General features: G+C 63.1%; 21 protein-coding genes and 1 tRNA gene. 9 read left to right on the forward strand and 13 right to left on the reverse strand.

What is annotated here, in order from left to right; all coding sequences use genetic code 11:
* The first annotated feature begins 69 nt into the window (after positions 1-69).
* Positions 70-771 carry a histidine utilization transcriptional repressor HutC gene (gene hutC, locus AC2FNY_RS00640; RefSeq protein WP_234136912.1) on the forward strand — a complete coding sequence of 234 codons (702 nt, stop codon included), beginning with the start codon at positions 70-72 and terminating at the stop codon, positions 769-771.
* An 82-nt stretch (positions 772-853) separates the two neighbouring features.
* The gene (locus tag AC2FNY_RS00645; protein WP_496801319.1) at positions 854-1318 is read left to right on the forward strand and encodes an Lrp/AsnC family transcriptional regulator; all 465 of its coding nucleotides are present in this window, start codon (positions 854-856) and stop codon (positions 1316-1318) included.
* Positions 1319-1458: 140 nt separating this feature from the next.
* Here AC2FNY_RS00645 and tkt read toward each other — a convergent pair whose 3' ends face one another.
* The gene (tkt, locus tag AC2FNY_RS00650) at positions 1459-3483 is read right to left on the reverse strand and encodes a transketolase (RefSeq protein WP_496801320.1); all 2025 of its coding nucleotides are present in this window, start codon (positions 3481-3483) and stop codon (positions 1459-1461) included.
* A gap of 266 nt (positions 3484-3749) precedes the next feature.
* Between tkt and AC2FNY_RS00655 the strand changes: the two genes are divergently transcribed.
* Both AC2FNY_RS00655 and AC2FNY_RS00660 read left to right on the forward strand, forming a co-directional pair.
* Positions 3750-4631 (forward strand): hypothetical protein, encoded by an 882-nt coding sequence (locus tag AC2FNY_RS00655; protein WP_238903930.1) that lies wholly within the window; start codon positions 3750-3752, stop codon positions 4629-4631.
* A complete protein-coding gene (locus tag AC2FNY_RS00660; RefSeq protein ID WP_496801321.1) occupies positions 4631-5026 on the forward strand; it encodes a cell division protein ZapA in 396 nt (131 codons plus the stop codon). The genes AC2FNY_RS00655 and AC2FNY_RS00660 overlap by 1 nt, the downstream gene beginning before the upstream one ends.
* 128 nt (positions 5027-5154) lie before the next feature.
* Here AC2FNY_RS00660 and grxD read toward each other — a convergent pair whose 3' ends face one another.
* The 3 genes from grxD to purL form a co-directional block, all read right to left on the reverse strand.
* Positions 5155-5517: a Grx4 family monothiol glutaredoxin gene (gene grxD / locus AC2FNY_RS00665; protein ID WP_234136905.1), complete on the reverse strand. Its 363-nt coding sequence runs from the start codon at positions 5515-5517 to the stop codon at positions 5155-5157.
* A gap of 61 nt (positions 5518-5578) precedes the next feature.
* Positions 5579-5815: a BolA/IbaG family iron-sulfur metabolism protein gene (locus tag AC2FNY_RS00670; protein ID WP_234136903.1), complete on the reverse strand. Its 237-nt coding sequence runs from the start codon at positions 5813-5815 to the stop codon at positions 5579-5581.
* Positions 5816-5937: 122 nt separating this feature from the next.
* Positions 5938-8097 carry a phosphoribosylformylglycinamidine synthase subunit PurL gene (purL, locus tag AC2FNY_RS00675; protein WP_238903928.1) on the reverse strand — a complete coding sequence of 720 codons (2160 nt, stop codon included), beginning with the start codon at positions 8095-8097 and terminating at the stop codon, positions 5938-5940.
* 660 nt (positions 8098-8757) lie between these two features.
* Between purL and AC2FNY_RS00680 the strand changes: the two genes are divergently transcribed.
* Positions 8758-9807, forward strand: coding sequence for a hypothetical protein (locus tag AC2FNY_RS00680; RefSeq protein ID WP_496801322.1), 1050 nt, complete (start codon positions 8758-8760; stop codon positions 9805-9807).
* Positions 9808-10266: 459 nt separating this feature from the next.
* Here AC2FNY_RS00680 and AC2FNY_RS00685 read toward each other — a convergent pair.
* From AC2FNY_RS00685 to guaA, 6 genes are all read right to left on the reverse strand, one after another.
* Positions 10267-10341 (reverse strand) — tRNA-Asn (locus tag AC2FNY_RS00685).
* Positions 10342-10419: 78 nt separating this feature from the next.
* The gene (locus tag AC2FNY_RS00690) at positions 10420-11286 is read right to left on the reverse strand and encodes an ATPase (RefSeq protein WP_234136901.1); all 867 of its coding nucleotides are present in this window, start codon (positions 11284-11286) and stop codon (positions 10420-10422) included.
* Positions 11287-11339: 53 nt separating this feature from the next.
* The gene (locus AC2FNY_RS00695) at positions 11340-12239 is read right to left on the reverse strand and encodes a DMT family transporter (RefSeq protein ID WP_496801323.1); all 900 of its coding nucleotides are present in this window, start codon (positions 12237-12239) and stop codon (positions 11340-11342) included.
* A gap of 53 nt (positions 12240-12292) precedes the next feature.
* Positions 12293-13408: an OmpP1/FadL family transporter gene (locus tag AC2FNY_RS00700; protein WP_496801324.1), complete on the reverse strand. Its 1116-nt coding sequence runs from the start codon at positions 13406-13408 to the stop codon at positions 12293-12295.
* Between the two features lie 137 nt (positions 13409-13545).
* Positions 13546-14412, reverse strand: a complete 867-nt coding sequence (locus AC2FNY_RS00705; protein ID WP_234136897.1) for a DMT family transporter — start codon at positions 14410-14412, stop codon at positions 13546-13548.
* A 33-nt stretch (positions 14413-14445) separates the two neighbouring features.
* Positions 14446-16005 carry a glutamine-hydrolyzing GMP synthase gene (guaA, locus tag AC2FNY_RS00710; protein WP_234183552.1) on the reverse strand — a complete coding sequence of 520 codons (1560 nt, stop codon included), beginning with the start codon at positions 16003-16005 and terminating at the stop codon, positions 14446-14448.
* A 236-nt stretch (positions 16006-16241) separates the two neighbouring features.
* Between guaA and AC2FNY_RS00715 the strand changes: the two genes are divergently transcribed.
* The gene (locus AC2FNY_RS00715) at positions 16242-17786 is read left to right on the forward strand and encodes a trimethylamine methyltransferase family protein (RefSeq protein ID WP_234136895.1); all 1545 of its coding nucleotides are present in this window, start codon (positions 16242-16244) and stop codon (positions 17784-17786) included.
* Between the two features lies 1 nt (position 17787).
* Here the strand turns inward: AC2FNY_RS00715 and AC2FNY_RS00720 are convergent, their stop codons facing one another.
* A complete protein-coding gene (locus tag AC2FNY_RS00720) occupies positions 17788-18087 on the reverse strand; it encodes a DUF6477 family protein (protein ID WP_234136894.1) in 300 nt (99 codons plus the stop codon).
* 242 nt (positions 18088-18329) lie between these two features.
* On the opposite strand from AC2FNY_RS00720, the gene AC2FNY_RS00725 reads away from it, so the two are divergent.
* Together AC2FNY_RS00725 and AC2FNY_RS00730 are read left to right on the forward strand one after the other, a co-directional pair.
* Positions 18330-19484, forward strand: coding sequence for a DUF6456 domain-containing protein (locus tag AC2FNY_RS00725; protein WP_496801325.1), 1155 nt, complete (start codon positions 18330-18332; stop codon positions 19482-19484).
* Positions 19485-19525: 41 nt separating this feature from the next.
* Complete coding sequence (locus AC2FNY_RS00730) at positions 19526-20488, forward strand: hydrogen peroxide-inducible genes activator (protein WP_496801326.1); 963 nt, start codon at positions 19526-19528, stop codon at positions 20486-20488.
* On the opposite strand, the gene AC2FNY_RS00735 is transcribed toward AC2FNY_RS00730, so the two are convergent.
* Positions 20485-21120, reverse strand: coding sequence for an aquaporin (locus AC2FNY_RS00735; RefSeq protein WP_234136890.1), 636 nt, complete (start codon positions 21118-21120; stop codon positions 20485-20487). The genes AC2FNY_RS00730 and AC2FNY_RS00735 overlap by 4 nt on opposite strands.
* A 155-nt stretch (positions 21121-21275) precedes the next feature.
* Positions 21276-21824, reverse strand: a complete 549-nt coding sequence (locus AC2FNY_RS00740) for a peroxiredoxin (RefSeq protein ID WP_496801327.1) — start codon at positions 21822-21824, stop codon at positions 21276-21278.
* A 197-nt stretch (positions 21825-22021) separates the two neighbouring features.
* Between AC2FNY_RS00740 and lipA the strand changes: the two genes are divergently transcribed.
* Entirely contained in the window at positions 22022-22972 is a 951-nt protein-coding gene (gene lipA, locus AC2FNY_RS00745; RefSeq protein ID WP_234136888.1) for a lipoyl synthase, read from the forward strand.
* Positions 22973-22977 lie beyond the last annotated feature (5 nt).

Raw genomic sequence — 22977 nt, forward strand, 5'->3', positions numbered from 1 at the left:
CGCTGTTCAGCACGCGCGCCAATTTGTATACGTAAATTCCTAATTGCGCAGATTTATAAGGGCGGGGCGATGGGCGAGGAGACGCGGGTCAGCTATCAGGAGATCAAAGCCCGCGTCCTGGCGGCGATCCGCGACAATACCTGGCCGCCGGGCGCGATGCTGCCGGGCGAGGTGGCGCTGGCCGAGGAATATGGCTGCGCGCGTGCGACCGTCAACCGGGCCATGCGCGAACTGGCCGAAGAGGGGATCGTCGAGCGCAAGCGCAAGGCGGGCACGCGGGTCAAGCTGGCTCCGGTCCGGCAGGCGCGTTTCGCGATCCCGGTGGTGCGCGAAGAGATCGAGAGCACAGGTGCCACCTATCGCTATGCGCTGGTCAGCCGCTCCGAAGAGGCCGCGCCGAACTGGCTCTGCGCGCAGTTGGGGCTGTCCGCACAGGACCGGGTCTTGCAACTGGTCTGCATGCACTACGCCGACGAGCGTCCCTTTCAGCTGGAACAGCGCTGGATCAACCTGAGTACGGTGCCGCAGGCAGAGCACAAGGATTTCTCGCAGACCGGACCCAATGAATGGCTGGTCAGCGAGGTGCCGTTCACCGATATCCGGCTCAGTTTCTCGGCCTGTCGGGGCAACCGCGAAACGGCCGAGTTTCTGGGCGGCAACGAGACCGACGCCCATTTCACGGTGGAGCGGGTGACCTGGTTGGGCGAGCGGCCGGTGACCTATGCCCGGCTGCTGTTCCATTCGGGCTATCGCATGACCACGATGTTATGACACGATACGACGATGGGATCTCGTCGGATTTCGTGCTAGCCGGAAGGCCGATGCCGCAATTCGATCAGAAAGCCGGACTGCCATGTCTCATCCCCTGGACGCCGCCGACCTGACCATACTGCGCAGCCTGCAAGAGGATTGCCGGCTGGGGCTGGAAGAGCTGGCGCATCGCTGCGCGCTGTCGGTGCCTTCGGTGCAGCGTCGGTTGAAGCGGCTGCGTGAGGCAGGCTTGATCGAAAAGGAAATCGCCGTTCTCGATCCGGCGGGGTTCGATTGGAAGATGACCTTTGTGGTGATGGTCGAACTGGAGCGGGAATCGCTTCAGCAGCTCGATCTGTTTCGCAAAAGGGCCAAGGTCGAGCCGCAGGTGCAGCAATGCTACTATGTCACCGGCGAGGCGGATTTCATCCTGATCTGCACCGCACGTGACATGCAGGATTTCGAGGCGCTGACCCATCGGTTGTTCTTCGAGGATTCGAATGTCCGGCGTTTCCGCACCTCGGTGGCGATGGACCGGACCAAGGTTTCGCTCAGCCTGCCGATCTGAGCGGCGCCGTTTTCTTGCAAAGAAAACGGGACGGAAAACAGATGTTTTCCGGGCCGGAATTTCCGCGAAATTCCGGCGGCGTTGCTCTACGAAAAAGGGGCGCGGTCACCCGCGCCCCTTCTGTCTTTTCCGGATCAGCCTCAGCCCAGCAGGTCCTTGACCTTCGCGACAGTTGCAGCGGCGGTGATGCCGAACTTCTCATAGAGCTCTTCGGCCGGGGCCGAGGCGCCAAAGCCGGTCATGCCGACAAAGCCCGCCTTGGCCTCGCGTCCGCGCTCGCCCAGCAGCCAGCGGTCCCAGCCGCCTGCACGAACCGCGGCCTCGATGCCGACGCGGACCGGGCCTGCGGGCAGGACGCGCTTGCGATAGGCTTCGTCCTGCTCGGCAAAAAGTTCCATGCAGGGCATCGACACCACGCGGGTGCCAATCCCTTCGGCCTCGAGCGCTGCGCGGGCCTGCATGGCGATCTCGACCTCGGAGCCAGTGGCGATCAGGATCACCTGACGCTTGCCCGCGCTTGCATCGGCCAGCACATAGGCGCCCTGCGCGCTGAGGTTCTTGGTCTTGTGCTCGGTGCGCAGTGTCGGCAGGTTCTGGCGCGTCAGCGACAGGACCGAGGGGCTCTGCTGGAAGGTTAGTGCAAGTTCCCAGGCCTCGGCGGTTTCCACCGTGTCGGCGGGGCGGAACACATAGGTGTTGGGGGTTGCGCGGCTGATCGCCAGATGCTCCACCGGCTGGTGGGTTGGACCATCCTCGCCCAGGCCGATCGAGTCATGCGTCATCACAAAGACCGACGGGATCTTCATCAGCGCGGCCAGGCGCATCGCCGGGCGGGCATAGTCGGTAAAGCACATGAAGGTACCGCCATAGGGGCGGATTCCACCATGCAGCGCCATGCCGTTCATCGCCGCCGCCATGCCATGTTCGCGAATACCCCAGTGGATATAGCGGCCCTTGCGGTTTTCCGGCAGGAAGATGCCCAGATCGGCGGTCTTGGTGTTGTTCGAGCCGGTCAGGTCGGCCGAGCCGCCGACAGTTTCGGTCATGATCGGGTTGACGACCTTCAGCACCTCTTCCGAGCTTTTGCGGGTGGCCCATTTGGGTTGCTCTTCGGACACCTGCTTTTTCAGGGCACGGATGGCGCCCGACAGTTTCTTGGGCGCCTCGAACGCATAGGCGCGGGTAAATTCGGCCTGCTTGCGCTCGCTCAGCTCGGCAAAGCGGGCCTGCCAGGCGGCGCGCTCGGCGGCGCCCCGGCTGCCGATGGCCTCCCAGGCGGATTTAACGTCCGCGGGCACCTCGAAGGGTCCATGCGCCCAGCCATAGGCCTCTTTCGCGGCCAGAAGCTGGCCCTGGTCGGTCAGCGCGCCATGACCCTTGGGGGTGTCCTGTGCCGCGTGGCCGAGCGCGATATGGGTCTTGCAGGCGATCATCGTGGGCTTTTTCGAACCCTTGGCCTGGGTCAGGGCAGCATCGATGGCGGCCGGGTCGTGACCGTCGATCTCGATCACATGCCAGCCCGAGGCGGCAAAGCGGCGGACCTGGTCGGTGCGGTCGGCGATATCGACGGTACCGTCGATGGTGATGTTGTTGTTGTCCCACAGGACGACCAGCTTGCTCAGCTCCAGACGCCCGGCAAGGCCGATGGCCTCCTGGCTGACGCCCTCCATCAGGCAGCCGTCACCGGCGATCACATAGGTGTAATGGTCGACGACCTTCTTGCCGTATTGCGCGCGCTGGATTTCCTCGGCGATGGCAAAGCCCACGGCGTTCGAGATGCCCTGACCCAGAGGGCCGGTGGTGGTTTCGATTCCCTTGGCCAGGAAATTCTCGGGGTGACCGGCGGTCTTGGCACCCATCTGGCGGAAGTTCTTGATCTCGTCCAGCGTGATCTCAGGATTGCCGGTGAGATAGAGCAGCGAATAGAGCAGCATCGAACCATGGCCCGCCGACAGGATGAACCGGTCGCGGTCGGGCCAGGTGGGGTTGGCGGCGTCGAATTTCAGGTGCTTTTCGAACAGCACGGTGGCGACATCGGCCATGCCCATCGGCATGCCGGAATGGCCGGAATTCGCCGCCGCGATGGCATCCAGCGTCAGGGCGCGGATGGCGGTGGCCTTGGTCCAGTGGTCGGGGTTCGCAGTGCGCAGCGCAATCAGGTCCACGAGGCTTTGTCCTTTGGGTTTCGGGCGGGTTTTGCGCTCAATACCACTCACCCCTCAAAGTTCAAGCCAAACAGGTTTTTTGTCGGAGACGCTACATCAGAAGCCGCCGACAAGTCGTTGAAAGCAAAGATGGGGGTATTTTCCCCGTCATTTGGTTAGACTACTGCTATCCATTCCGGCATCCGATTCGGTCGGCATCATTGCCGCGCCGTTCCGGGTCCGGAAAAGAGAAGCAAGAACAACACGCGCATCACGAGGGTGAGGGCATGAGCCAGATCGAGGAACTGCACAGCCGCATTTCGGTCGCGATGGAGCGGATCGGAGCCGGGGTCGAAGCCCTGGCGATGCCGCAAGAGGCAGCGCCGCCATCGGAATCCGTCGAAGCCGATAATGATCTGATCGCTGCGCTGGAAGACGAACGGCTCGCTAATGCGCAGTTGCAAGAGCGACTGAAGGCGATCAAGTCCAAATATGAGGTCGAAATCCAGGCGCTGCAAGCTGAGGCCGCAGCAGCGCCGATGCCCGTCGAGGATGAAGGCGAGCTTGACAGGCTGCGAGCGGATCTGGCCGAGGCCACCGCCAAGCTGGTGGCGGCCGAGGCGGCCCGGGCAGAGCTGGCCGAGGCCAAGGCGGCGCTGGAGGCCGAAGACCAGAGCACGCTGTTGCGCGCAGAGATCGACGCGCTCAAGGCCGAGCTCGACGCGGTCGAGGATGTTGAGGCGCTCAAGGCCGAGATCGAGGATCTGCGCTCCCAGGCCGGCAACAGCGCGGTCGAGGATGAACTGCGCACCGAGATCGAGGCTCTGAAATCCGAACTGGGCCAGTCCGAACGAGTCTCGGAGTTGAGCTCCGAGTTGGAGATGCTGCGCGCCGAACGGGTCAGCCATGGTGCGGCAATGTCGCGACTGGATGGCGATCTGCAACGGCTGCGCAAGGCCAATGATCAGCTGCGCAAGGCACTGTCGGATCTGCGCGCCGCCAACGAGGCCGGGGTGGGCGAGCCGCACCTGATCAATGCGGCGATGCTGGCCGAACTGGAGGCTCTGCGCGCTCAACGTGCCACCGATGCGGCCGAGGTTCAGGCGGTGCTGAGCAAACTGGGGCCGCTGCTGACGTCGGCGAACCTGGCGGAAGGAGAGGATGAATAATGCCCGAAGTGACAATTCATATCGGCGGCCGCGCCTTCGAGGTTTCCTGTCAGGAAGGCGAGGAGAGCTTTCTGCATTCGGCTGCCAAGATGCTGGATGACGAGGCGCAGGTGCTGTCGGACCAGATCGGGAGGATGCCCGAGGCTCGGATGCTGCTGATGGCCGGGCTGATGCTGGCCGACAAGACTGCCGCAGTCGAAGACAAGATCGGCGTAGTCGAAGCCCGGTTGGCCGAGCGCGAGGCCGAACTGGAAGCGCTGAAATCCGCACCCGCACCCGCGCCCGAGCGGGTTGAGGTGGCAGTGATCCCGCCCTCGGTCACCGATACTTTGGCGGAACTGGCGGCCCGCGCCGAGGCGCTGGCCGACCGGATCGAAGAAAAGACGGCGGGCTGAGGCCGGGCCAAGATATCGCGGATATCTTGTAAAAAGCGCCCCTTGGGGCGCTTTTTTGACAGGATTTCAGGGGAAATCCTGTTGGCAAAGTCTTTCCAAGACTTTGCTAGCGATTGCCGCAAGCGCGCTCAGGCGTTGGCGGCGCGAATCTTGTCGGCGGCGTCCTTGTCATAGGCGACACCGTTCTCTTCCAACAGCGTGTCCAGCTCGCCCGACAGGGTCATCTCGGTGATGATGTCGCAGCCGCCCACGAACTCGCCTTTGACATAAAGCTGCGGGATGGTCGGCCAGTCGGAATAATCCTTGATGCCCTGGCGGATCTCGTCATCGGCCAGCACGTTCACATCCTGATAGGCCACGCCCATGTAGTTGAGCACGCCGGCCACGCGGCTGGAAAACCCGCATTGCGGCATTTCCTTGGTGCCCTTCATGTAGAGCACCACATCGTTGGCTTTGACGGTTTCGTCGATACGGGTCTTTGCGTCGGTCATTGATGCGTTTCCTTCTGCGCCACGCGGGGTGGCAGAACTGTCTGTTTCCGGCGCCCAGCGCCTATTCGGGCGCCTTGGTGGTCAGGGCCAGCGCGTGCAGCTTGCCGCTGTCGATTTCGGGCTTCACCGCCGCGTTGACGGCACGCTGTTGCTGGATCCGGCTCTGGCCGCGAAAGCTTTCGTCCACCACTTCGGCGGCCCAGTGATTGCCGTCGCCTGCTAGGTCGGTGATGGTGATTTTTGCCTTGGGGAAGTTGGCGCGGATCAGCGCCTCGATTTCATGGGCTTCCATGGCCATGTTATATACTCCAGATGTCTTGCCCCCAGATGTAGAGCGCCGGACCGGGGCGCGCAAGTCACCCCCGCAGTTGCCACAGGAAAAGCGCGCCCCGGAGGCGCGCGTTGGGGCCGGGGCGCTTCTCAGGCGACCACGGCTGCAAAGCTGGTGCGGAAGGTGGCGGCCAAGTCCGCCAGCGGTGCCTCGGAGCCGCCGATGCGCACGGTGTCGCCGGTGAAGCGGCCGACCGAAGTGACCGTCACGCCCGCCTGCGCCGCCGCCGACATCAGCGCCTCGGCCTGATCGAAATTGCAGGCGACCAGATAGCGGGCCTGATCTTCGCCGAACAGGAATTCGGTCGGGGCCTCGTCCAGGTGGACGCCGACGCCGGCCGTTTCGGCAAGTTCAAACGCTGCCAGTGCCAGGCCGCCATCACCCAGATCGGTGCAGGCCTTGATCAGCGCGCGGTTGGCGCGGATGAACTCTCCGTTGCGGCGCTCGGCCTCCAGATCCACGTGGGGCGCATCGCCATCCTCGCGGTTGAACACTTCGGCCAACAGTGCCGATTGGCCCAGATGGCCGGTGGTCTCGCCGATCACCAGCGCCACATGGCCCTCGCGGACCTCCTTGCCGATGATCTCGTCGGTCGAGGCCAAGAGGCCCACGGCGCCGATCGTTGGGGTGGGCAGGATCGCGGTGCCATCGGTCTCGTTATAGAGCGAGACGTTACCCGAGACGATGGGCATGTCGAGCGCGGCACAGGCGGCGCCGATCCCCTTGATGGCGCCGACGAACTGGCCCATGATCTCGGGCTTTTCGGGATTACCGAAATTCAGGTTGTCGGTGGTGGCCAGCGGCAGCGCGCCCACGGCGGTCAGGTTGCGATAGGCCTCGGCCACCGCCTGTTTGCCACCCTCGATGGGGTTGGCGCGCACATAGCGGGGCGTCACGTCGCTGGTAAAGGCCAGTGCCTTGTCGGTGCCATGCACGCGCACGATTCCGGCGCCCAGACCCGGCGTGCGGGCGCTGTCGGCCATGACCATGGTGTCATATTGCTCATAGACCCACTGCTTGCCGCCATAGTTGGGCGAGGCCAGCAGCGCGCGCAGCCCGTCGACCGGGTCGATCTGGGGTACTTCGGCCAGCGGCTCGGCGGCCGGGGTCGGCACCCAGGGGCGGTCGTATTCCGGGGCGGTCGAAGAGAGTTTCGACAGCACCAGATCGGCTTTAACCTCTCCGTGATGCATGATGAGGAAGCGGTCTTCGGCGATGGTTTCGCCCACGATGGCGAAATCCAGATCCCATTTCTCGAACACGGCGCGGGCCTCGGCCTCAAGCTCGGGCTTCAATACCATCAGCATCCGTTCCTGGGATTCCGACAGCATCATTTCGTAGGCGGTCATGTTCTCTTCGCGCTGGGGCACGTTTTCCAGGTCCAGACGCACGCCCAGACCGCCCTTGTCGCCCATTTCCACCGCCGAACAGGTGAGGCCCGCGGCGCCCATGTCCTGGATCGAGATCACGGCGCCGGTCTGCATCAGCTCCAGCGTCGCCTCCATCAGGCGTTTCTCGGTGAACGGGTCGCCCACCTGCACGGTGGGGCGCTTTTCCTCGATCGTGTCGTCGAACTCGGCGCTGGCCATGGTGGCGCCGCCGACGCCGTCGCGCCCGGTCTTGGCACCGAGGTAGACCACCGGCATGCCGACACCCGAGGCGGCGGAGTAGAAGATCTTGTCGCTGTCGGCCAGACCGGCGGCAAAGGCGTTCACAAGGCAGTTGCCGTTATAGGCAGGGTGAAAGCGCACCTCGCCGCCCACACAGGGAACCCCGAAACAGTTGCCATAGCCGCCGATGCCCTCGACCACGCCATTGACCAGTTGCCGGGTCTTGGGGTGCGCGGGCTCGCCAAAGGAAAGCGCGTTCATCGAGGCAATGGGGCGTGCACCCATGGTAAACACGTCACGCAGGATGCCGCCCACGCCGGTGGCCGCGCCCTGGTAGGGCTCGATATAGGAGGGGTGGTTGTGGCTCTCCATCTTGAAGACCACCGCCTGACCGTCGCCGATATCGACCACGCCCGCGTTCTCGCCCGGACCACAGATCACCTGCGGACCGCTGGTGGGCAGGGTGCGCAGCCATTTCTTGGAGGATTTGTAGGAACAATGCTCGTTCCACATGGCCGAGAAGATGCCCAGCTCGGTAAAGGTCGGTTCGCGCCCGATGATCTCGAGGATCATGTCGTATTCCTCGGGCTTCAGCCCGTGCGCGGCGATCAGGTCCGGAGTGATTGCGGGCTCTTGCATCTGGTGTCGTTCCCCCGTGAAAGTTGAGATGCCTTTAGCGGATATCCGAAGGAGGGGGAAGAGGGGGACGCCGGTCAGACCCGCGACCTGTTCGCGCCTGCTCAGCGGATGAGGCCAACAGGTTTCGAAACCGGAGCGACGGCGCGCGGATTGCACTTGCGCGCTGTTTTGCGGATTTTGCGAACAAGCACAGCGGGCGCGGAGGAAAACCGGTTCTGCACTCTAACCTGCCCGGGGCGGCGGGCGGCGCACAGGGCAATCGTCCGTCGCGATACAAGGGTTGCCGATTGAAAAACGCAAAAGGCGAAACCGAGGGGGCTCGCCCTTTTTGCTTGAGTATCAAGCGATTGAATGGCTCCGGCGGTAGGCGTGCCGGATGCATTCAACCTGCGTCTATCCCTTTGGAAAGTCACAAGAAACCGAAAGGGCGGCCTCACATGTATCCCCGAAGGTGCCCCGAATGAATCCCCTCCGGGACTTTGATGGTCAAGCGGCAATTACGGCTGATCATTCACCTTTGGCCCGAGAGAGCTATGCCTTGAAAGCCTTCCATTGAGGCGAGCTACCAAGCAATGCGCAACGCGAGGTAGATTGTCTTGTGAAGACGTCTGCCTGTCGCTACTGTCATGCCATTGTTTTGAATGAAAAAGTGGGTTCAGTATGGAATTGGAAGGACTTACGTTCGAAAGCCGATCAGGACATCTCTTTATTCATTTCGACGTTTCAGAGCACTACCTCAAGCTTGAAACCTTTGTCGAAACCGCACAACGCGCTCAGCGCATTGTCCAAGCACTGGACGAGACGTTTTTTCAGGGTCAGCTCGAGTATGACCTGATAGTTCTTCCACCTGAACCCGGCACATTTCTGACGCGTCTCGCCATCACCGTCTGGGGAGGTGCCACTTCAATATTCTTGTTCATAGAGACGGACATCGGCAAAGCATACATCGAGGGCCTGACGGGCCATGAACCCGCACACTGGTCCCGCGAAATTGGAGAAGGCCACAAAGAACTTCTTGAAGACCTACAAGAAGTTGGAAATGGAACCAGTGCTAAGCCCCCGGATCGAGATGACCTGCAATGCAAGGTTGGTGCAGAAATCCTCACGGAAATGACACGGGGCGTTCTCGAAAAGGATAGCGCCGACCTCGAGCGCCTCGGAATGGAAGTTGGAAGTCTTCCGGAGGCGGTAGAGGCTCGAAACGAATTTTACGAAGCAGTCATATCCGACCCCGACGTTATGGGCATCGGCTTCACTCCAGAAAATGATTTCCCAGTCCCGCGAAGCTCGTTCCCCGAGAGGGCTGTGAAGGTCCGCAGACGAGAAGACGACGAAGAAGAAGTGCCGTGGAACGTCGAGATCGCGAACATCTTTGTAACGTCACCGAACTGGGACAAGGATGATCAGATTTTTCGCCAGTGGAAGGGTAAGGAGGCTTCGACACGCCGGGACTGCTTCTTCGTCATCGAGGATGAAGAATTCTGGCTTCATGTTCGCAAAAGGGACTTGCATGTAGAGGTTCTCGACAACCTTAAAGTCCAGTGGGCATTCCAAGCTGTGGGTTTGCGGAAGAAGAACCGTCGGGTTCTCAGAGTTCTTGAATTCAACGGAGAGGGTCTGGCCAAACCACTTGGCCCGGAGGCAATCCGAGCTATCCTCGGCGACTTCAATGACGAGAGAAACGAAGGTCGGCAAGGATCGCTCTTCTAGCCCTAAGAAGACAGCAGTTCGGCAGAGCTTCTCCGGCAGCCCCCCAAACCAAATCTTCCTCATGCCAAAAATTTGTCTGGCTGAGATAGATATAGGGCGAAAGGCTTTTCCCCCCGTGGGGGGCCAGTTCAGCATGCCATGAAGCCGTTGCAGGAAGCGGTCTTACCTGTGATGGTTCTAGACCGCCCTTCGACTTCGCGACCAACTGAGCATTCCCGATAGAGCAAGGCCTACTGGAATGGGAGATGGGGCGTCTTAAGGTGGAGGAGGGGTAGAGGTGCTTGAGGTCAATGGGGATACGCCTGCTGTAGACAAGTTTCCCCTTGTTGATGACGACGTCCGGTAGCTTCATCAGCAGTGCCATGATTGGATGTATCCCCGATGTATCCAGTAAAGTAGCCCTCGGGGGCACTGCAAGTCCTTGCTTTCAAGGACTTCAATGGGATAGCTCGAAGAAATTGGCTCCGGCGGTAGGGATCGAACCTACGACCAATTGATTAACAGTCAACTGCTCTACCGCTGAGCTACGCCGGAACGGTTCGCGCCGTATAGCAATCCCGATTCAGCGCGTCCAGAGGGGGAGGAGAAAATTCGTCGAATTTTCTCACGCGCTCAGCCGGGGCGGTTTTCCAGGGTGGATTCAATCAGCTCGTCGAAATCTGCGGCGTCGCGGATGGCGCCGATCTGTTCGGCGGTGACGGTGATCCCCCAGTTGCGGGCCATGGCGCGATAGCGGGGCTGGCGATGGGCCAGCGCCTGGGCATAGGTCCAGCGGATAAAGGCGTCGGGGTCAACTTCGTCGGGCGCGCAATCGTTCTCGGCCAGATAGGCCTCCCACACCCGGGACAGGAATTCCGGCTGATAGGACATCGGTTTGGGCGCCTTGTCGAAACGGCGGATCAGCTCGGCGGTATGAGCCTCGGACCCTTCGATCCAGATCATCAGCGTGTGCTTGGACAGCTCGCTCAGCACCTGGTCGCGCGGATCCTCGGGGTCGACCCATTCACAGATCGAGCCACCAGTGTCGCAGATGAAATGCGGATAGCCATAGAGCCGCTGCGCCCGGTCGATGAAATACTCGGTGTCGAGTAGGGCATAGATCTCGGCATGGCGGAACTGGTCTTGACGGCGGCGGTATTCGGCGATCGGCAGGCCGCCCTTTGCGGGGGCGCCGGGTTTGCCCAGGTAGGTCGAGACCGGGGTCAGGTTTTCAAACGAGATGTTCGAGCCGATATAGATCGAATCCGACATCAGGAGATCGCGCAGGAAGGGCACCTTCATCGCCTCGGCCTTGGCGTTGTCGGTGATGAACTCGCCCATGTAGCGGGTGCCGATGCGGTAGTCGATCGAGTAGTGGAACCAGTCGCCGTTGTCGCGCAACCGGTTCGAGACATGGGTCTTGCCCAGGCCCGACATGCCGAAAAAGAGCACTTTCTTGCGGCTGGCCTCGCGCCAGTCCCGAGCCGAGCCGTAGATCATCCCGCCCTCATCCTTGCTGTTCTGGCCCTTGCTAATGGGCGCGGCGGGCGGGGTCAATCGTGGCGGCGCGGGCGGCGGTTCAGCACCATCAGGCCAAGGGCCAGCAGGGCAAGGCCGCCAAAGGCATTGGCCGGCAGCGCCTCGGATCGTATCCAGGCACCCAGGCCAATAGCCACCGGCGGGATTACCAGCGTGACCAGCATCAGGTTCCCCGCACCCGCCATCGCCAGAACCCGGTAATAAAGCAGATAGGCCCCCGCCGTGGCGACCAGCGCGTAATATCCGATCGCCGCCCAGGTCACCGGTTGCAGCGAAAGGGTGACCGGCCCGTCGATCAGCAGCGCGGCAGGCAACAGGACCAGGCTCGACCCGGTCAACATTCCGGCAGCGGCCAGTTGCGGCGGCAACCCGCCCAGCCGGGCGCGGGCCCAGGCCCCGGCCAGTGCATAGGAAAGCGTGCCCGCCAGCACCGCCAGCTGCGCGGTCGAGCGCGGGTCGAACCGGGTCAGATGCTCTGGCCCGATGGCCACCACGACGCCGGCAAAGCCGATGCTCACCCCCAGCAGGCGCCGGGGCGTCAACCGCTCGTCGGCAAAGACCGCTGCCGCGACCAGCACGCCAAAGATCGCGGTGCTGGCATTCAGGATCGAGGTCAGCCCGGTCTCGATATGCAACTGGCCCCAGGCCATCAGGCCAAAGGGGATCACGTTGTTCAAAAGCCCCATCACCAGAAAGGCGCCCCAGATGCGGGGATCGCGCGGCAGCGCGATGCGGCTGGCCCAGACGACCAGCCACAACAGCAGGGCAGCCCAGAACGTCCGGTGCAGCACTGCCGTGACCACCGGCACCTCGTCCAGCGCGATGCGGATCGCCAGGAAGGACGCGCCCCAGATCAGGCCAAGCAGCAACAGCTCGGCCCAGGCGCGGGGGGACAGGGTTTTCTGATCGCTCATGCCCCGTTGTGCCCGACCCCGCGCCCCCGCGCGACCCGATTCCTGCGCCTTGATCAGTTCAGCGCATAGGTGATCTGGAACCCGACGCTCCAGGCGCTGTTGCCGGTAAAGCGGGCGCCGTTGTTGGTGGTGGCATCGCCCAGATCGGTATAGCGCACGCCACCCGAAATCTTGGCCTTGTCCAGCGAATAGGTGCCGCCCAGTCCGACGCTCCAGAACCCGTCGGTGGGGCCGAGATCGGACAGGCTGTCGCCCGAGCGCCGCTCGTATCCCAAAGTCACCGCGCCCGAGAAGGCCTCGGAGAATTTCCGCCCTATGCCCAGCGAATAGGTCACCGTATCGCTGTCGTAGTCGACCAGGTTGCTAAGCGGCGGATAATTGGGCGGGTTATAGACCAGCGCGGTCCAGTCGACCCAGCGCACGCTGCCAAAGAGAAGCGTGTCGGCGGCGATGCCGGTCTGGAAATCGAGGTTCACCGATTGCGGCGTGCTGATCGTGCTGGTCGAGGGCAGGGTGGCCACGAAGCCCGGCGGTGCGGGCGGCGGCGGGTTCAGGCTCTCGCTTTGTTGCAGGGTATGGTCGATGGCCGAGTTATAGGTCAGCGCCACCCGGGCAGCGATATCGGGTCGCTCCCATGCGACGCCCACGACATAGCCGTAATCGACCGGGCTGTCGGTGGTCACGCTATATCCGGCAGCGGCGGGAACGGTGACGCTGGCCTCGGCCCGCTGGGCGCGCAGGCCACCGATCACGCTCAGCCCCCGGTCAAAGCGATAGCGGAACACGGCGGTCAATGCGTCGGTATCGGCCTTGGCCCTGAGCACATCGCGGCGCCCGCCCGGAACCGGGTTTTGCGATAGCGGATAGGCGGCGTCATAGGTGATGTCGGCGCCAAAGGGCTGGTCATAGATCAGCGCGAAATCCAGCCGGTCGGTCAGCGCTTTCTTATAGGCGAAATGCGGCAGGACAAAGCTGTTGGCCACATTGCCCGAGGGCACACCGCCCAGGCTGCCGCTGACGCGTGGGTCGGTCCAGCCGAGGCGAAACTGGACCGCATCGCCCTCTTCAAAGAGGATGTTGATGCCCTGGCCTGACCGGTCAAGGCCGCCCGCCTGTGCCGCCACCGTCAGGGTGCACAAAGCCAGCGCACCCGAAAGCGCGTATCTCATTGATCTCTCCCAGATATCTCCGTCCCGCGCAGGTGAGTGGCTGCGGGGATTTCCCATTGTGGTGAGATCAAGTTATGGGGGTGTACAGATCGGTCAACTATTGACGATGGGTCAGCTCGCGCCGGATTGAGAGAGCGTTACCGCGCCGTGTTCCGGGTCTCGGCAAGGATATTGAGGTAGTTGCCGGCAAAGATCACCGCGGCGCCGACGAAAACCCAGATATCCAGTGCCTCGCCATAGAGCAGCATGCCGACCACGGCGATGGTGGGCAGGCGGGCAAAATCGATGGGGACGACCACGGTGGCGGGGGCAATGGCCAGCGCGTTGGTGATGCAGAAATGCGCCAGAAGACCGGCTAGCCCCACCAGCACCAGATAGGGCGCGGTGCCGAGCGTGGGCAGTGCAATCTGACCGTCATGGCCCGAGGCCACCAGCCCCAGCACCGCCTGCATGATCGTCAGCCAGAACATGATGCAGCCGATACTGGCAAGCCGTGTGAGCTTTTTTGTGGAAATCGTTGTCATGGCAAAGAAAATCGCCGACAGCGCCGCCGTGACAATGCCGATATTGAGACTGCTGGCTCCGGGGCGGGCAACGATCAGGATCCCGATGAAGCCGATCACCGCCGCGGCCACGCGCACCCGTGTCATTCGTTCACCCAAAAGCAGCGGTGACAGCAGGATAACCCAGAGCGGCTGGGTGAATTCCAGCGCAAAGACTTGCGCCAGCGGGATCACGGTGACGGCAAAGAACCACAGGTTCTGGCCGGTGAAATGCACCGCATTGCGCAGCGCGTGCAGACCCAGCGCGCGGGTGCTGACCTGATGCCATTTACCGCTGAAGGTGAGCGCCAGAGACACCACCAGCACGCCCACAAAGCTGCGATACATCATGATTTCGAATGTATCATGCACGGCGCTCAACTCGCGCCCGGCCACCGCCATCGCCGAGAACGAGGCGATGGCACCGGTCATCCACAGCGCGGCGCGGGCGATGGGGCTCATGCCGCTATCGGGCAGGCCGCGTGGGGGTCATGGTCACTCCCACTCGATGGTTCCCGGAGGTTTCGAGGTGATGTCATAGGTGCAGCGGTTGATGCCCTTGACCTCGTTGATAATCCGGGTCGCCGTTTCGCCCAGGAATTCGTGGCTGAACGGGTAGTAATCGGCGGTCATGCCATCGACCGACGTCACCGCCCGCAGGGCGCAGGCATAATCATAGGTGCGCCCGTCGCCCATGACGCCGACGGTACGGACTGGAAGGATCGCAACAAAGGCCTGCCAGATCTCGTCATAGAGCCCGTGTTTGCGGATCTGGTCGATATAGATCGCGTCGGCCTCGCGCAGGATCTCCAGCTTTTCGCGGGTGATCTCGCCGGGGCAGCGGATGGCCAGGCCCGGCCCGGGGAAGGGGTGGCGGCCGATGAAGCTTTGCGGCAGGCCCAGTTCGCGGCCCAGCGCGCGGACCTCGTCCTTGAACAGCTCGCGCAGCGGCTCGACCAGTTTCAGACCCATCTTTTCCGGCAAGCCGCCCACGTTGTGGTGGCTCTTGATCGTCACCGAGGGGCCACCCGAGAAGCTGACCGATTCGATCACGTCGGGGTACAGCGTGCCCTGGGCGAGGAACTCGGCGCCTTCGATGGTGTCGGCATGTTTCTGGAACACGTCGATGAAGAGTTTGCCGATGATCTTGCGCTTGGTTTCCGGGTCGGACTGGCCGTCAAGCTCGCCCAGGAACAGGTCGGATTCGTCGGCATGGATGAGCTGGATGTTGTAGTTGTCGCGGAACATGCCGACGACCTCGGCCGCCTCGTTCTTGCGCAACAGCCCGTGATCGACAAAGACGCAGGTGAGCTGGTCGCCGATCGCCTCGTGAATGAGGATCGCGGCGACGGAACTGTCGACACCACCCGAGAGGCCGCAGATGACTTTCTTGTCGCCCACCTGCTCGCGGATCTTGCGGATCATCTCTTCGCGATAGGCGCCCATGGTCCAGTCGCCCTTGAAGCCCGCCAGACGCACGAAGTTTTCGTAGAGCTTTGCGCCGTTCGGGGTGTGGTGCACCTCGGGGTGGAACTGCACCGCATAGAAATGCCGGCTGGTGTCGGCGGTGATGGCAAAGGGCGCGCCGGGAGAAGTGCCGTAGACCTCGAACCCGGGGGCGATTTCGGCGACGTGGTCGCCATGGCTCATCCAGACCTGTTCGCGACCGTCGGCGAACCAGCCGTCGAGAATGTCGAGCGTGCCCTTGGGCGTGACATAGGCGCGGCCAAACTCGGCGGTGCCGTGGCCGGATTCGACGCGGCCGCCGAGCTGGGTCATCATCGTCTGCTGGCCATAGCAGATCCCCAGGATCGGCACGCCATAGTCGAAGATCTCCTGCGGTGCGCGGGGGCTGCCCTCGCGCGTGACGCTGTCGGGTCCGCCCGAGAAGATCACCGCCCGTGGCGCCATTTCGCGCACGAAGTCCATGGTGACGTTCTGATAAGGGTGGATTTCGCAATAGACGTTCAGCTCGCGCAGGCGGCGGGCGATCAGCTGCGTTACCTGGCTGCCGAAGTCGATGATCAGAAGGCGGTCGTGGGATGTCTGGCTCATGTCAGGCTCTTAGGGCGCGGTCTGGCGTTGCGCAAGAGGTGGCGCCGGAAAACGGCGCGTTTTCCGGGCCGTTTTCCATATGGAAAACGGTGCCGCGCCGGATCGGCGTCGCGCGCTGTCGCTCAAAGGCGCGTTACATGTCGCTTTTCCCCCCAGAGCGCCGCAATCCACGTTCGAAATCGGCAAGCGCCTGATAAAAGACAGTCCACGCTAACCAATCACCCAGGGGATCAACCATGGAAGAGGCAATGACCCGGCGACGCGCCCGGGGCGGCGGTGGTGCCGCCCGCCGTGCCGAACGCTCGGCGGTTGTGATCGAGACCGCCAAATACATCGAACGTAACATCCCCAATTTCGAGGTGCTCAACGAAGAGGCGCTCGAAATCATCGAGGCGAATGCCGAGACGGTGCTGGCCGAGATCGGTGTCAACTTCGTCAACAACCCCGCAGCACTGGAGCGTTGGCGCGCGGCCGGGGCCGAGGTCGAGGATGAGCGGGTGCGCATCCCCCGCGGGCTGGCGCGCAAGCTTTGCTCCACCGCCCCCAGCCAGTTCACCCAGCATGCCCGTAATCCCGAGAAATCGGTGGTTATCGGCGGTCGCAATCTGGTTCTCGCACCGGTTTATGGCCCGCCCTTCGTGCGTGACGCACAAGGTGGGCGCCGCTATGCGACCATGGCCGATTTCGAGAAGTTCGTGAAGCTGGCCTATATGTCGAAATGGCTGCACCATTCCGGCGGCACCGTGTGCGAACCCACCGACATTCCGGTGAACAAGCGTCACCTGGACATGCTGATGGCGCATATGACGCTGAGCGACAAGCCGTTCATGGGGTCTGTCACCGCGCCGGAGCGGGCGCAGGATTCGGTCGAGATGTGCGAGATCCTGTTCGGCAAGGAATTCGTGCGCGACAACACGGTGATGACCTCGCTGGTCAACATCAACTCGCCGATGACCTTCGACGACATCATGATGGGCGCGCTCGAGGTCTATGCGGCCAGCAACCAGGCTTGCATCATCTCTCCGTTCATCGTCGGCGGCGCAATGGCTCCGGTGTCGGTGGCGGGTACGCTGACCCAGGTGCTGGCCGAGGTTCTGGCCGGTGTCGCCTATAGCCAGTTGATCCGCCCCGGCGCGCCGGTGATCTTTGGTGCCTTCGTGTCGTCGATCGACATGAATTCGGGCGCGCCCACCTTTGGAACGCCCGAGGCAAGCCTCGTCACCTATGGCGCCGGTCAGCTGGCGCGGCGTCTGGGCCTGCCGTTCCGCTCGGCGGGGTCGTTCTGCGGCTCGAAACTGCCTGATGCGCAGGCGGCCTATGAAACCGCCAACTCGCTCAACATGGGGTTGCTCTCGGGCGTGAACTTCATGCTGCATGCCTGCGGCTGGCTCGAAGGTGGCCTGGTGGCGGATTTCGAGAAATTCGTCATGGATGCCGATCAGTTGGGCGCATTGCACGGGTTGGCCAAGGGCGTTCCCGTCGATGCCGAGCATCAGGCGATGGGCGCAATCCGCGAGGTGGGGCCGGGCGGCCACTACCTTGGCTGTGCCCATACCCAGGCCAATTTCAAATCCGCCTTCTGGAAATCCGAACTGCTCGACTACAAGCCGTTCGAAACCTGGGAGGAAGAGGGCGCGCGCGACACCTATGCGCTGGCCTCGGGCCGGGTCGAGAAACTGTTGGGCGCCTATCAGCAGCCCGCACTCGACCCCGAGATCGCCGGTGCGCTGGCGGCCTATGTGGCCGAGAAGAAGGCCTCGATGCCCGACGCCTTCATGTAAGTTACGCGTCTTGCGGGGCGTGGCTGGTCTGCACCAGCTGCGCCTCGCCCATCATGGCGATCAGCAGGTCCACGTGCCGGGGCAGCGAATATCCCGCATCCTCTGCGCGCCGCTGCTCGTCCAGAACCCTTTCCAGCTCCAACAGCCGCATCAGCGCCGCCGCCGGGCGCGGCAGCTTGCCGTATCCAAGGATACGTTGCAGGTGGCGGTCGCGGTTGTATTCCGCCTGGCCAAAGCGTGCGGCGCGGATCAGCAGGCGCGGGCGGCGCAGTTGCGATACCATGGACATCAGGTCCTGCATGACATTTCCTTTCCCTAAACGATGTTCGCCACATTTCTGCCACAACCATTGCGGGTGTTGCTTTCATTTGGAAACTACCGTGCGCTGACTTCAGAACTGTTTATTCTTTCGAAACAATGATGGGCTGGTCAGCAGATATCTTAACGAACAAGTAACCAATGCAACCATAAGGTGTGTGCGCAACTCGGGGGATAACTGCTGGATAAAAGGGTCAGTCAATTTGCCTTTGAGGGTAGGACACGATGGGTAACTGGGCAGAAAACGCCGTCCCCGGCTGGGTTCCCGAAAGCGCGCAGCGCTATCTGGCACATACCGAGGCGGGGTTCTCGATCCGGGATCTGGCACGCGGGGCGGGGTGTCATGCCTCGACCGTGCTGCGCCAGATCCGGCGGGTTGAAATGCGGCGGGACGATCCCCTGGTGGACGCGGCGCTCGAAGCATTGGCGGCCACTCATTTCCCGCCGCTGAAACTCAGCAGATCGCCGGTTTCGCGCGGTGGCGACAAGCCAGAGGATACCGCCCCGATGACGAAGCCCGCCCAACAGATCGAGGAGACCCCAGACGCCGCCACCTTTGACCTCGAGGCCACGCGTATCCTGCGGCGGCTGTGCGAAAGCGGCGCGGTGCTGGCGGTGGCCGAGGATATGGACAAGGCCGTGGTGGTGCGCGACGACGGCAAGGGCGGCAATACCCGCACCGCCGTGGTCAGCTGCGCCATGGCGCAGGCGCTGGCGCTCAAGGACTGGATCGCCTGCGACAAGCCGGGCCGGATCAGCCGCTATTACCTGACCACCGCCGGGCGTGGCGCCCTGGGCCGGCTGCTGGCCGAGGCCGAGAACCGCGCCCGCGCCGCGCAGGACGGGTTCGCCGAGGCGCAAAGCCCCTTTGCGGCGCAACACCGGGTGATGGGGGAAAAAACCGTGGCGGGCGAGGCCGGTGAACGGCCGCGCCGGGTGCGCTACAACATGGCGGAAAGTCCCCTGATCGCGCTGGCCCGGCGCAAGGATCGTGATGGTCAGCCCTTTCTGGACGACACGCTGGTGCGCGCGGGCGAGCGGCTGCGCGAGGATTTCGAACTGGCGCAGATGGGGCCCAACATCGCGCAGAACTGGGACCGGTTCCTGACCGGCGGCGCGCGGGGCGGTTTCCAACCCGACAGCGGTGTCGGTCACGGCCCCGACGCTGCCCGCGACCGCGTGGCGCGCGCGCTGTCCGATCTGGGGCCAGGGCTGAGCGATGTGGCGCTGCGCTGCTGCTGCTACCTCGAAGGGCTGGAACTGGCCGAAAAACGCATGGGCTGGTCGGCGCGCTCGGGCAAGATCGTGCTGCGCATCGCCCTGCAACGGCTCAAGCGGCATTACGAGGAACAGAGCGGGCGCGACCGGCTGATCGGATAATCCCGGGTTGTTGCCGGGGGTGATTGCGATATGTTTCGCCTATGAGCTTCACCCTCCGGCAACTCCATTATTTCAAGGCCCTGGTCGAGCAGCGCAACTTTGGTCGCGCGGCCGAGGCCTGCCATGTCTCGCAACCCGCGCTGTCGGTTCAGATCCGCGCACTCGAAGAGGTTCTGGGCGGACCGCTGGTCGAGCGGCGCGCTCGCGACGTGGTGCTGACGCCGCTGGGGCGCAGCGTGCTGCCACTTGTCGATCAGGCGCTGGCCAGTGCCGACCGGCTTGACCGGTTCGCCCGCGATCAGGCGGGCGCGGCAAGCCTGTCTCTGGGCCTCATTCCCACCATGGCACCCTATCTGCTGCCCGGCGTGCTGGCGGAACTGAGGGCGCAGAACCTGTCCTTGCGGGTGCATGTGCGCGAGGCGCGCACCGAACAACTGTTGCAGGCGCTGCACAAGGGAGAGCTGGACGCGGCGGTGCTTGCCCTGCCGGTGTCGCAGGCGGGGCTGACATCGGTCGAGCTGTTTCGCGACCGGTTCCTGCTGGCCGGGTCCGAGGCCCGTCTGGCGCGTCTGGCTCAGGGGGCCGAGGCGCCGCGCCCCACCGATCTGCAACCCGCGCAGTTGATGCTGCTTGAGGATGGCCATTGCCTGACCGATCAGGCGCTCGAGGTCTGTGGCCATGACCGGGCGGCGGCCGGGATCAACATGGGCGCCTCGTCGTTGGCCACGCTGTCAAGACTGGTGGCCGAGGGATTCGGTCTCACCCTGATGCCGGAGCTGGCAGCGCGCTCGGAACTGGCCGCCGTGCCGGGGCTGCGGCTGCATCGGTTCCCGGCGCCGGAACCGGCCCGTACCGTTGGGCTGGTGCGGCGCAGCTCGACCTATCGGGCGCGCTGGTTCGACGATCTGGAGCGGATCATCCGGCAGGTGGGCGAGGGGATCGTGACCGAAGCGCGCAAGGCCCCTCCGCCGCAACCGGCGGAAGCGCTGGGTGCCGCGGGCTAGGCGCGTGTCAGCCCGTTCTTGTGCAGGATGCCAGCCAGAGCGCCACCCGCCAGCGGCGCAACCAGGAACAGCCACAGCTGCGCCAATGCCGCGCCGTCGAACAGGTTGCTGGCTATGGACCGGGCCGGATTGACCGAGACACCGGTGATGGCGATGCCCGCGATATGGATCAAGGTCAGGGTCAGGCCGATGGCCAGCCCGGCCACCGGGGTCGCATGCCCGTCCTGGGTCGCGCCAAGGATCACGGTCACAAAGAGGAAGGTCGCCACCACCTCGAAAATCAGTGCCGCCGCCAGGCCCTGCGGGCCGATCATGTTCTTGGCCATGGCCGGATCGCCGCTCATCGCGAGAATGACAAAGGCCGCCGCCAGCCCGCCCACGACCTGCGCCACCCAGTAGCCGATCATCTCGGGCATCGACATCCGCCCGGCCATGAAGGCGCCGATGCTGACCGCCGGGTTCAGATGCGCGCCCGAGATCGGGCCGATCCCATAGGCCATGGCCACCACCGCCAGACCAAAGGACAGGCTGATGCCCAGCGCGCCCACCTGATCGGCCATGAAGGTAATGGTCGAAAAACTCATGAAGACCAGCGTGAACGTGCCGATCACTTCTGCAATATTCTTTTTCATGTTCCCTCCCGTGGGGGTATTCCCCTGAATTGATATGCCGGCAGTTGCCGTGTCTTTTTGCCTTGTGAAAAAAATCTAACTCACCAGACGGGAAAAAAGTCAAAAAAATACCCGCGCAAGTCGCGCGGGTATCGAAAAATGTGTCGGGCCAGGGGTCAGGCGGCGATTTCGCTGTTTGTCGCGACAAGCCAATTCAGCACCGTTTCAGGCGACGAGACGCCATAGGGGTCCTCGGGGCAGTTGTCCATCAGACCGGGTTCTTCGAACCAGGCCTCGATCTTGCCGTCATTGACAATGGCCGCATAGCGCCATGAGCGCATGCCGAAACCCAGATTGTCCTTGTCCACCAGCATGCCCATCTTGCGGGTGAACTCGCCCGAGCCATCGGGGATCACGGTGACGTTCTTCAGCCCCTGCGCCTCGGCCCATTTGTTCATGACAAAGCTGTCATTCACGGACATGCAACAGATCGCGTCGATGCCCTGAGCCTGGAAATCAGCAAAGCCGTTTTCGAAACCCGGCAGCTGGTAGGTCGAGCAGGTGGGGGTGAAGGCGCCGGGCAGCGAAAAGAGCACCACGCGCTTGCCCGCGAAATAGTCGGCGGTGGTCATGTCCTGCCAGCGATAGGGGTTCGGGCCGCCGACGGCCTCGTCGCGCACGCGGGTGCGGAAGGTGACATTGGGAAGGGATGCTCCGGTCTTCATCAGACGATCTCCTTGGAATTTCAATAGGTCGGGCGACGGTTAGAGCGATTCCAAACCGGCTTCAACCGGGGAAATGCTGCGTGTGCAGCATCACGCCGTCCCGAGAATGCATGGCGGTCATGCAGCAGTGGCCTTACTTGTGACGCCGCGTTATGTTAGAGGGTGCCGCAACCGTTCCAGCCAAGGGAAACCGACCCGTGCGTGACCTGAAGATCCCCGAGCAGCGCCACCCTGAAAAGGCGCATCGCCCCGATCAGTCGCAACCCAAGAAACCGGACTGGATCCGGGTCAAGGCGCCGGGGGGCAAGGGCTATGCCGATACCCGCCGGATCATGCGCGACAACAACCTGGTCACCGTGTGTGAAGAGGCCGGATGCCCCAATGTCGGCGAATGCTGGAGCCAGGGCCACGCCACCATGATGATCATGGGCGAGATCTGTACGCGCGGCTGCACCTTTTGCAACATCGCCACCGGGCGCCCCGATGCGCTGGACGCGTTCGAACCGGGCCGGGTGGCGCATGCGGTCGAGAAACTGGGCCTGAACCATGTGGTGATCACCAGCGTCGACCGCGACGACCTGGACGATGGCGGGGCCGAGCATTTTGCCCAGACCATTCGTGCCATCCGGCATCGCAGCCCCTCGACCACGATCGAGATCCTGACACCCGATTTCCTGAAATGCGCGCCCGAAGTGCTGGAGGTTGTGGTTGCGGCGAAACCGGATGTGTTCAACCACAACCTGGAAACCGTGCCGGGCCTCTACCCCGAGGTGCGCCCCGGCGCGCGTTATTTCCATTCGCTGCGCCTGCTCCAGCGGGTCAAGGAACTGGACCCGTCGATCTTTACCAAATCCGGCATCATGGTCGGCCTGGGAGAGACCGAACAGCAGGTGCGCCAGGTGATGGACGACATGCGCGCCGCCGATATCGATTTCCTGACCATCGGCCAGTATCTGCAACCGACGCCGAAACACCACCGGGTCGACCGTTTCGTCACGCCCGAAGAATTCGCCTCTTATGAAAAGGCCGCCTATGGCAAGGGCTTCCTGATGGTTTCGGCAACGCCGCTGACGCGCTCGTCCTATCATGCGGGCGACGATTTTGCGCGGCTGCGGGATGCGCGGCAGAAAAAGCTCGGCCTGGCCTGACATCC

Source organism: Ruegeria sp. BHSC223 (assembly GCF_059613025.1).

Bases quoted from the DNA above. Each gene is read 5' to 3' on its own strand.
- AC2FNY_RS00680 (WP_496801322.1), top strand. From the start codon at position 8,758: ATGGAATTGGAAGGACTTACGTTCGAAAGCCGATCAGGACATCTCTTT.
- AC2FNY_RS00695 (WP_496801323.1), bottom strand. From the start codon at position 12,239: ATGAGCGATCAGAAAACCCTGTCCCCCCGCGCCTGGGCCGAGCTGTTG.
- AC2FNY_RS00655 (WP_238903930.1), top strand. From the start codon at position 3,750: ATGAGCCAGATCGAGGAACTGCACAGCCGCATTTCGGTCGCGATGGAG.
- AC2FNY_RS00740 (WP_496801327.1), bottom strand. From the start codon at position 21,824: ATGAAGACCGGAGCATCCCTTCCCAATGTCACCTTCCGCACCCGCGTG.
- guaA (WP_234183552.1), bottom strand. From the start codon at position 16,005: ATGAGCCAGACATCCCACGACCGCCTTCTGATCATCGACTTCGGCAGC.
- purL (WP_238903928.1), bottom strand. From the start codon at position 8,097: ATGCAAGAGCCCGCAATCACTCCGGACCTGATCGCCGCGCACGGGCTG.
- AC2FNY_RS00735 (WP_234136890.1), bottom strand. From the start codon at position 21,120: ATGAAAAAGAATATTGCAGAAGTGATCGGCACGTTCACGCTGGTCTTC.
- AC2FNY_RS00715 (WP_234136895.1), top strand. From the start codon at position 16,242: ATGGAAGAGGCAATGACCCGGCGACGCGCCCGGGGCGGCGGTGGTGCC.
- grxD (WP_234136905.1), bottom strand. From the start codon at position 5,517: ATGACCGACGCAAAGACCCGTATCGACGAAACCGTCAAAGCCAACGAT.
- AC2FNY_RS00700 (WP_496801324.1), bottom strand. From the start codon at position 13,408: ATGAGATACGCGCTTTCGGGTGCGCTGGCTTTGTGCACCCTGACGGTG.
- hutC (WP_234136912.1), top strand. From the start codon at position 70: ATGGGCGAGGAGACGCGGGTCAGCTATCAGGAGATCAAAGCCCGCGTC.
- AC2FNY_RS00705 (WP_234136897.1), bottom strand. From the start codon at position 14,412: ATGAGCCCCATCGCCCGCGCCGCGCTGTGGATGACCGGTGCCATCGCC.
- AC2FNY_RS00730 (WP_496801326.1), top strand. From the start codon at position 19,526: ATGAGCTTCACCCTCCGGCAACTCCATTATTTCAAGGCCCTGGTCGAG.
- AC2FNY_RS00660 (WP_496801321.1), top strand. From the start codon at position 4,631: ATGCCCGAAGTGACAATTCATATCGGCGGCCGCGCCTTCGAGGTTTCC.
- AC2FNY_RS00690 (WP_234136901.1), bottom strand. From the start codon at position 11,286: ATGATCTACGGCTCGGCTCGGGACTGGCGCGAGGCCAGCCGCAAGAAA.
- AC2FNY_RS00720 (WP_234136894.1), bottom strand. From the start codon at position 18,087: ATGCAGGACCTGATGTCCATGGTATCGCAACTGCGCCGCCCGCGCCTG.
- AC2FNY_RS00725 (WP_496801325.1), top strand. From the start codon at position 18,330: ATGGGTAACTGGGCAGAAAACGCCGTCCCCGGCTGGGTTCCCGAAAGC.
- AC2FNY_RS00645 (WP_496801319.1), top strand. From the start codon at position 854: ATGTCTCATCCCCTGGACGCCGCCGACCTGACCATACTGCGCAGCCTG.
- AC2FNY_RS00670 (WP_234136903.1), bottom strand. From the start codon at position 5,815: ATGGCCATGGAAGCCCATGAAATCGAGGCGCTGATCCGCGCCAACTTC.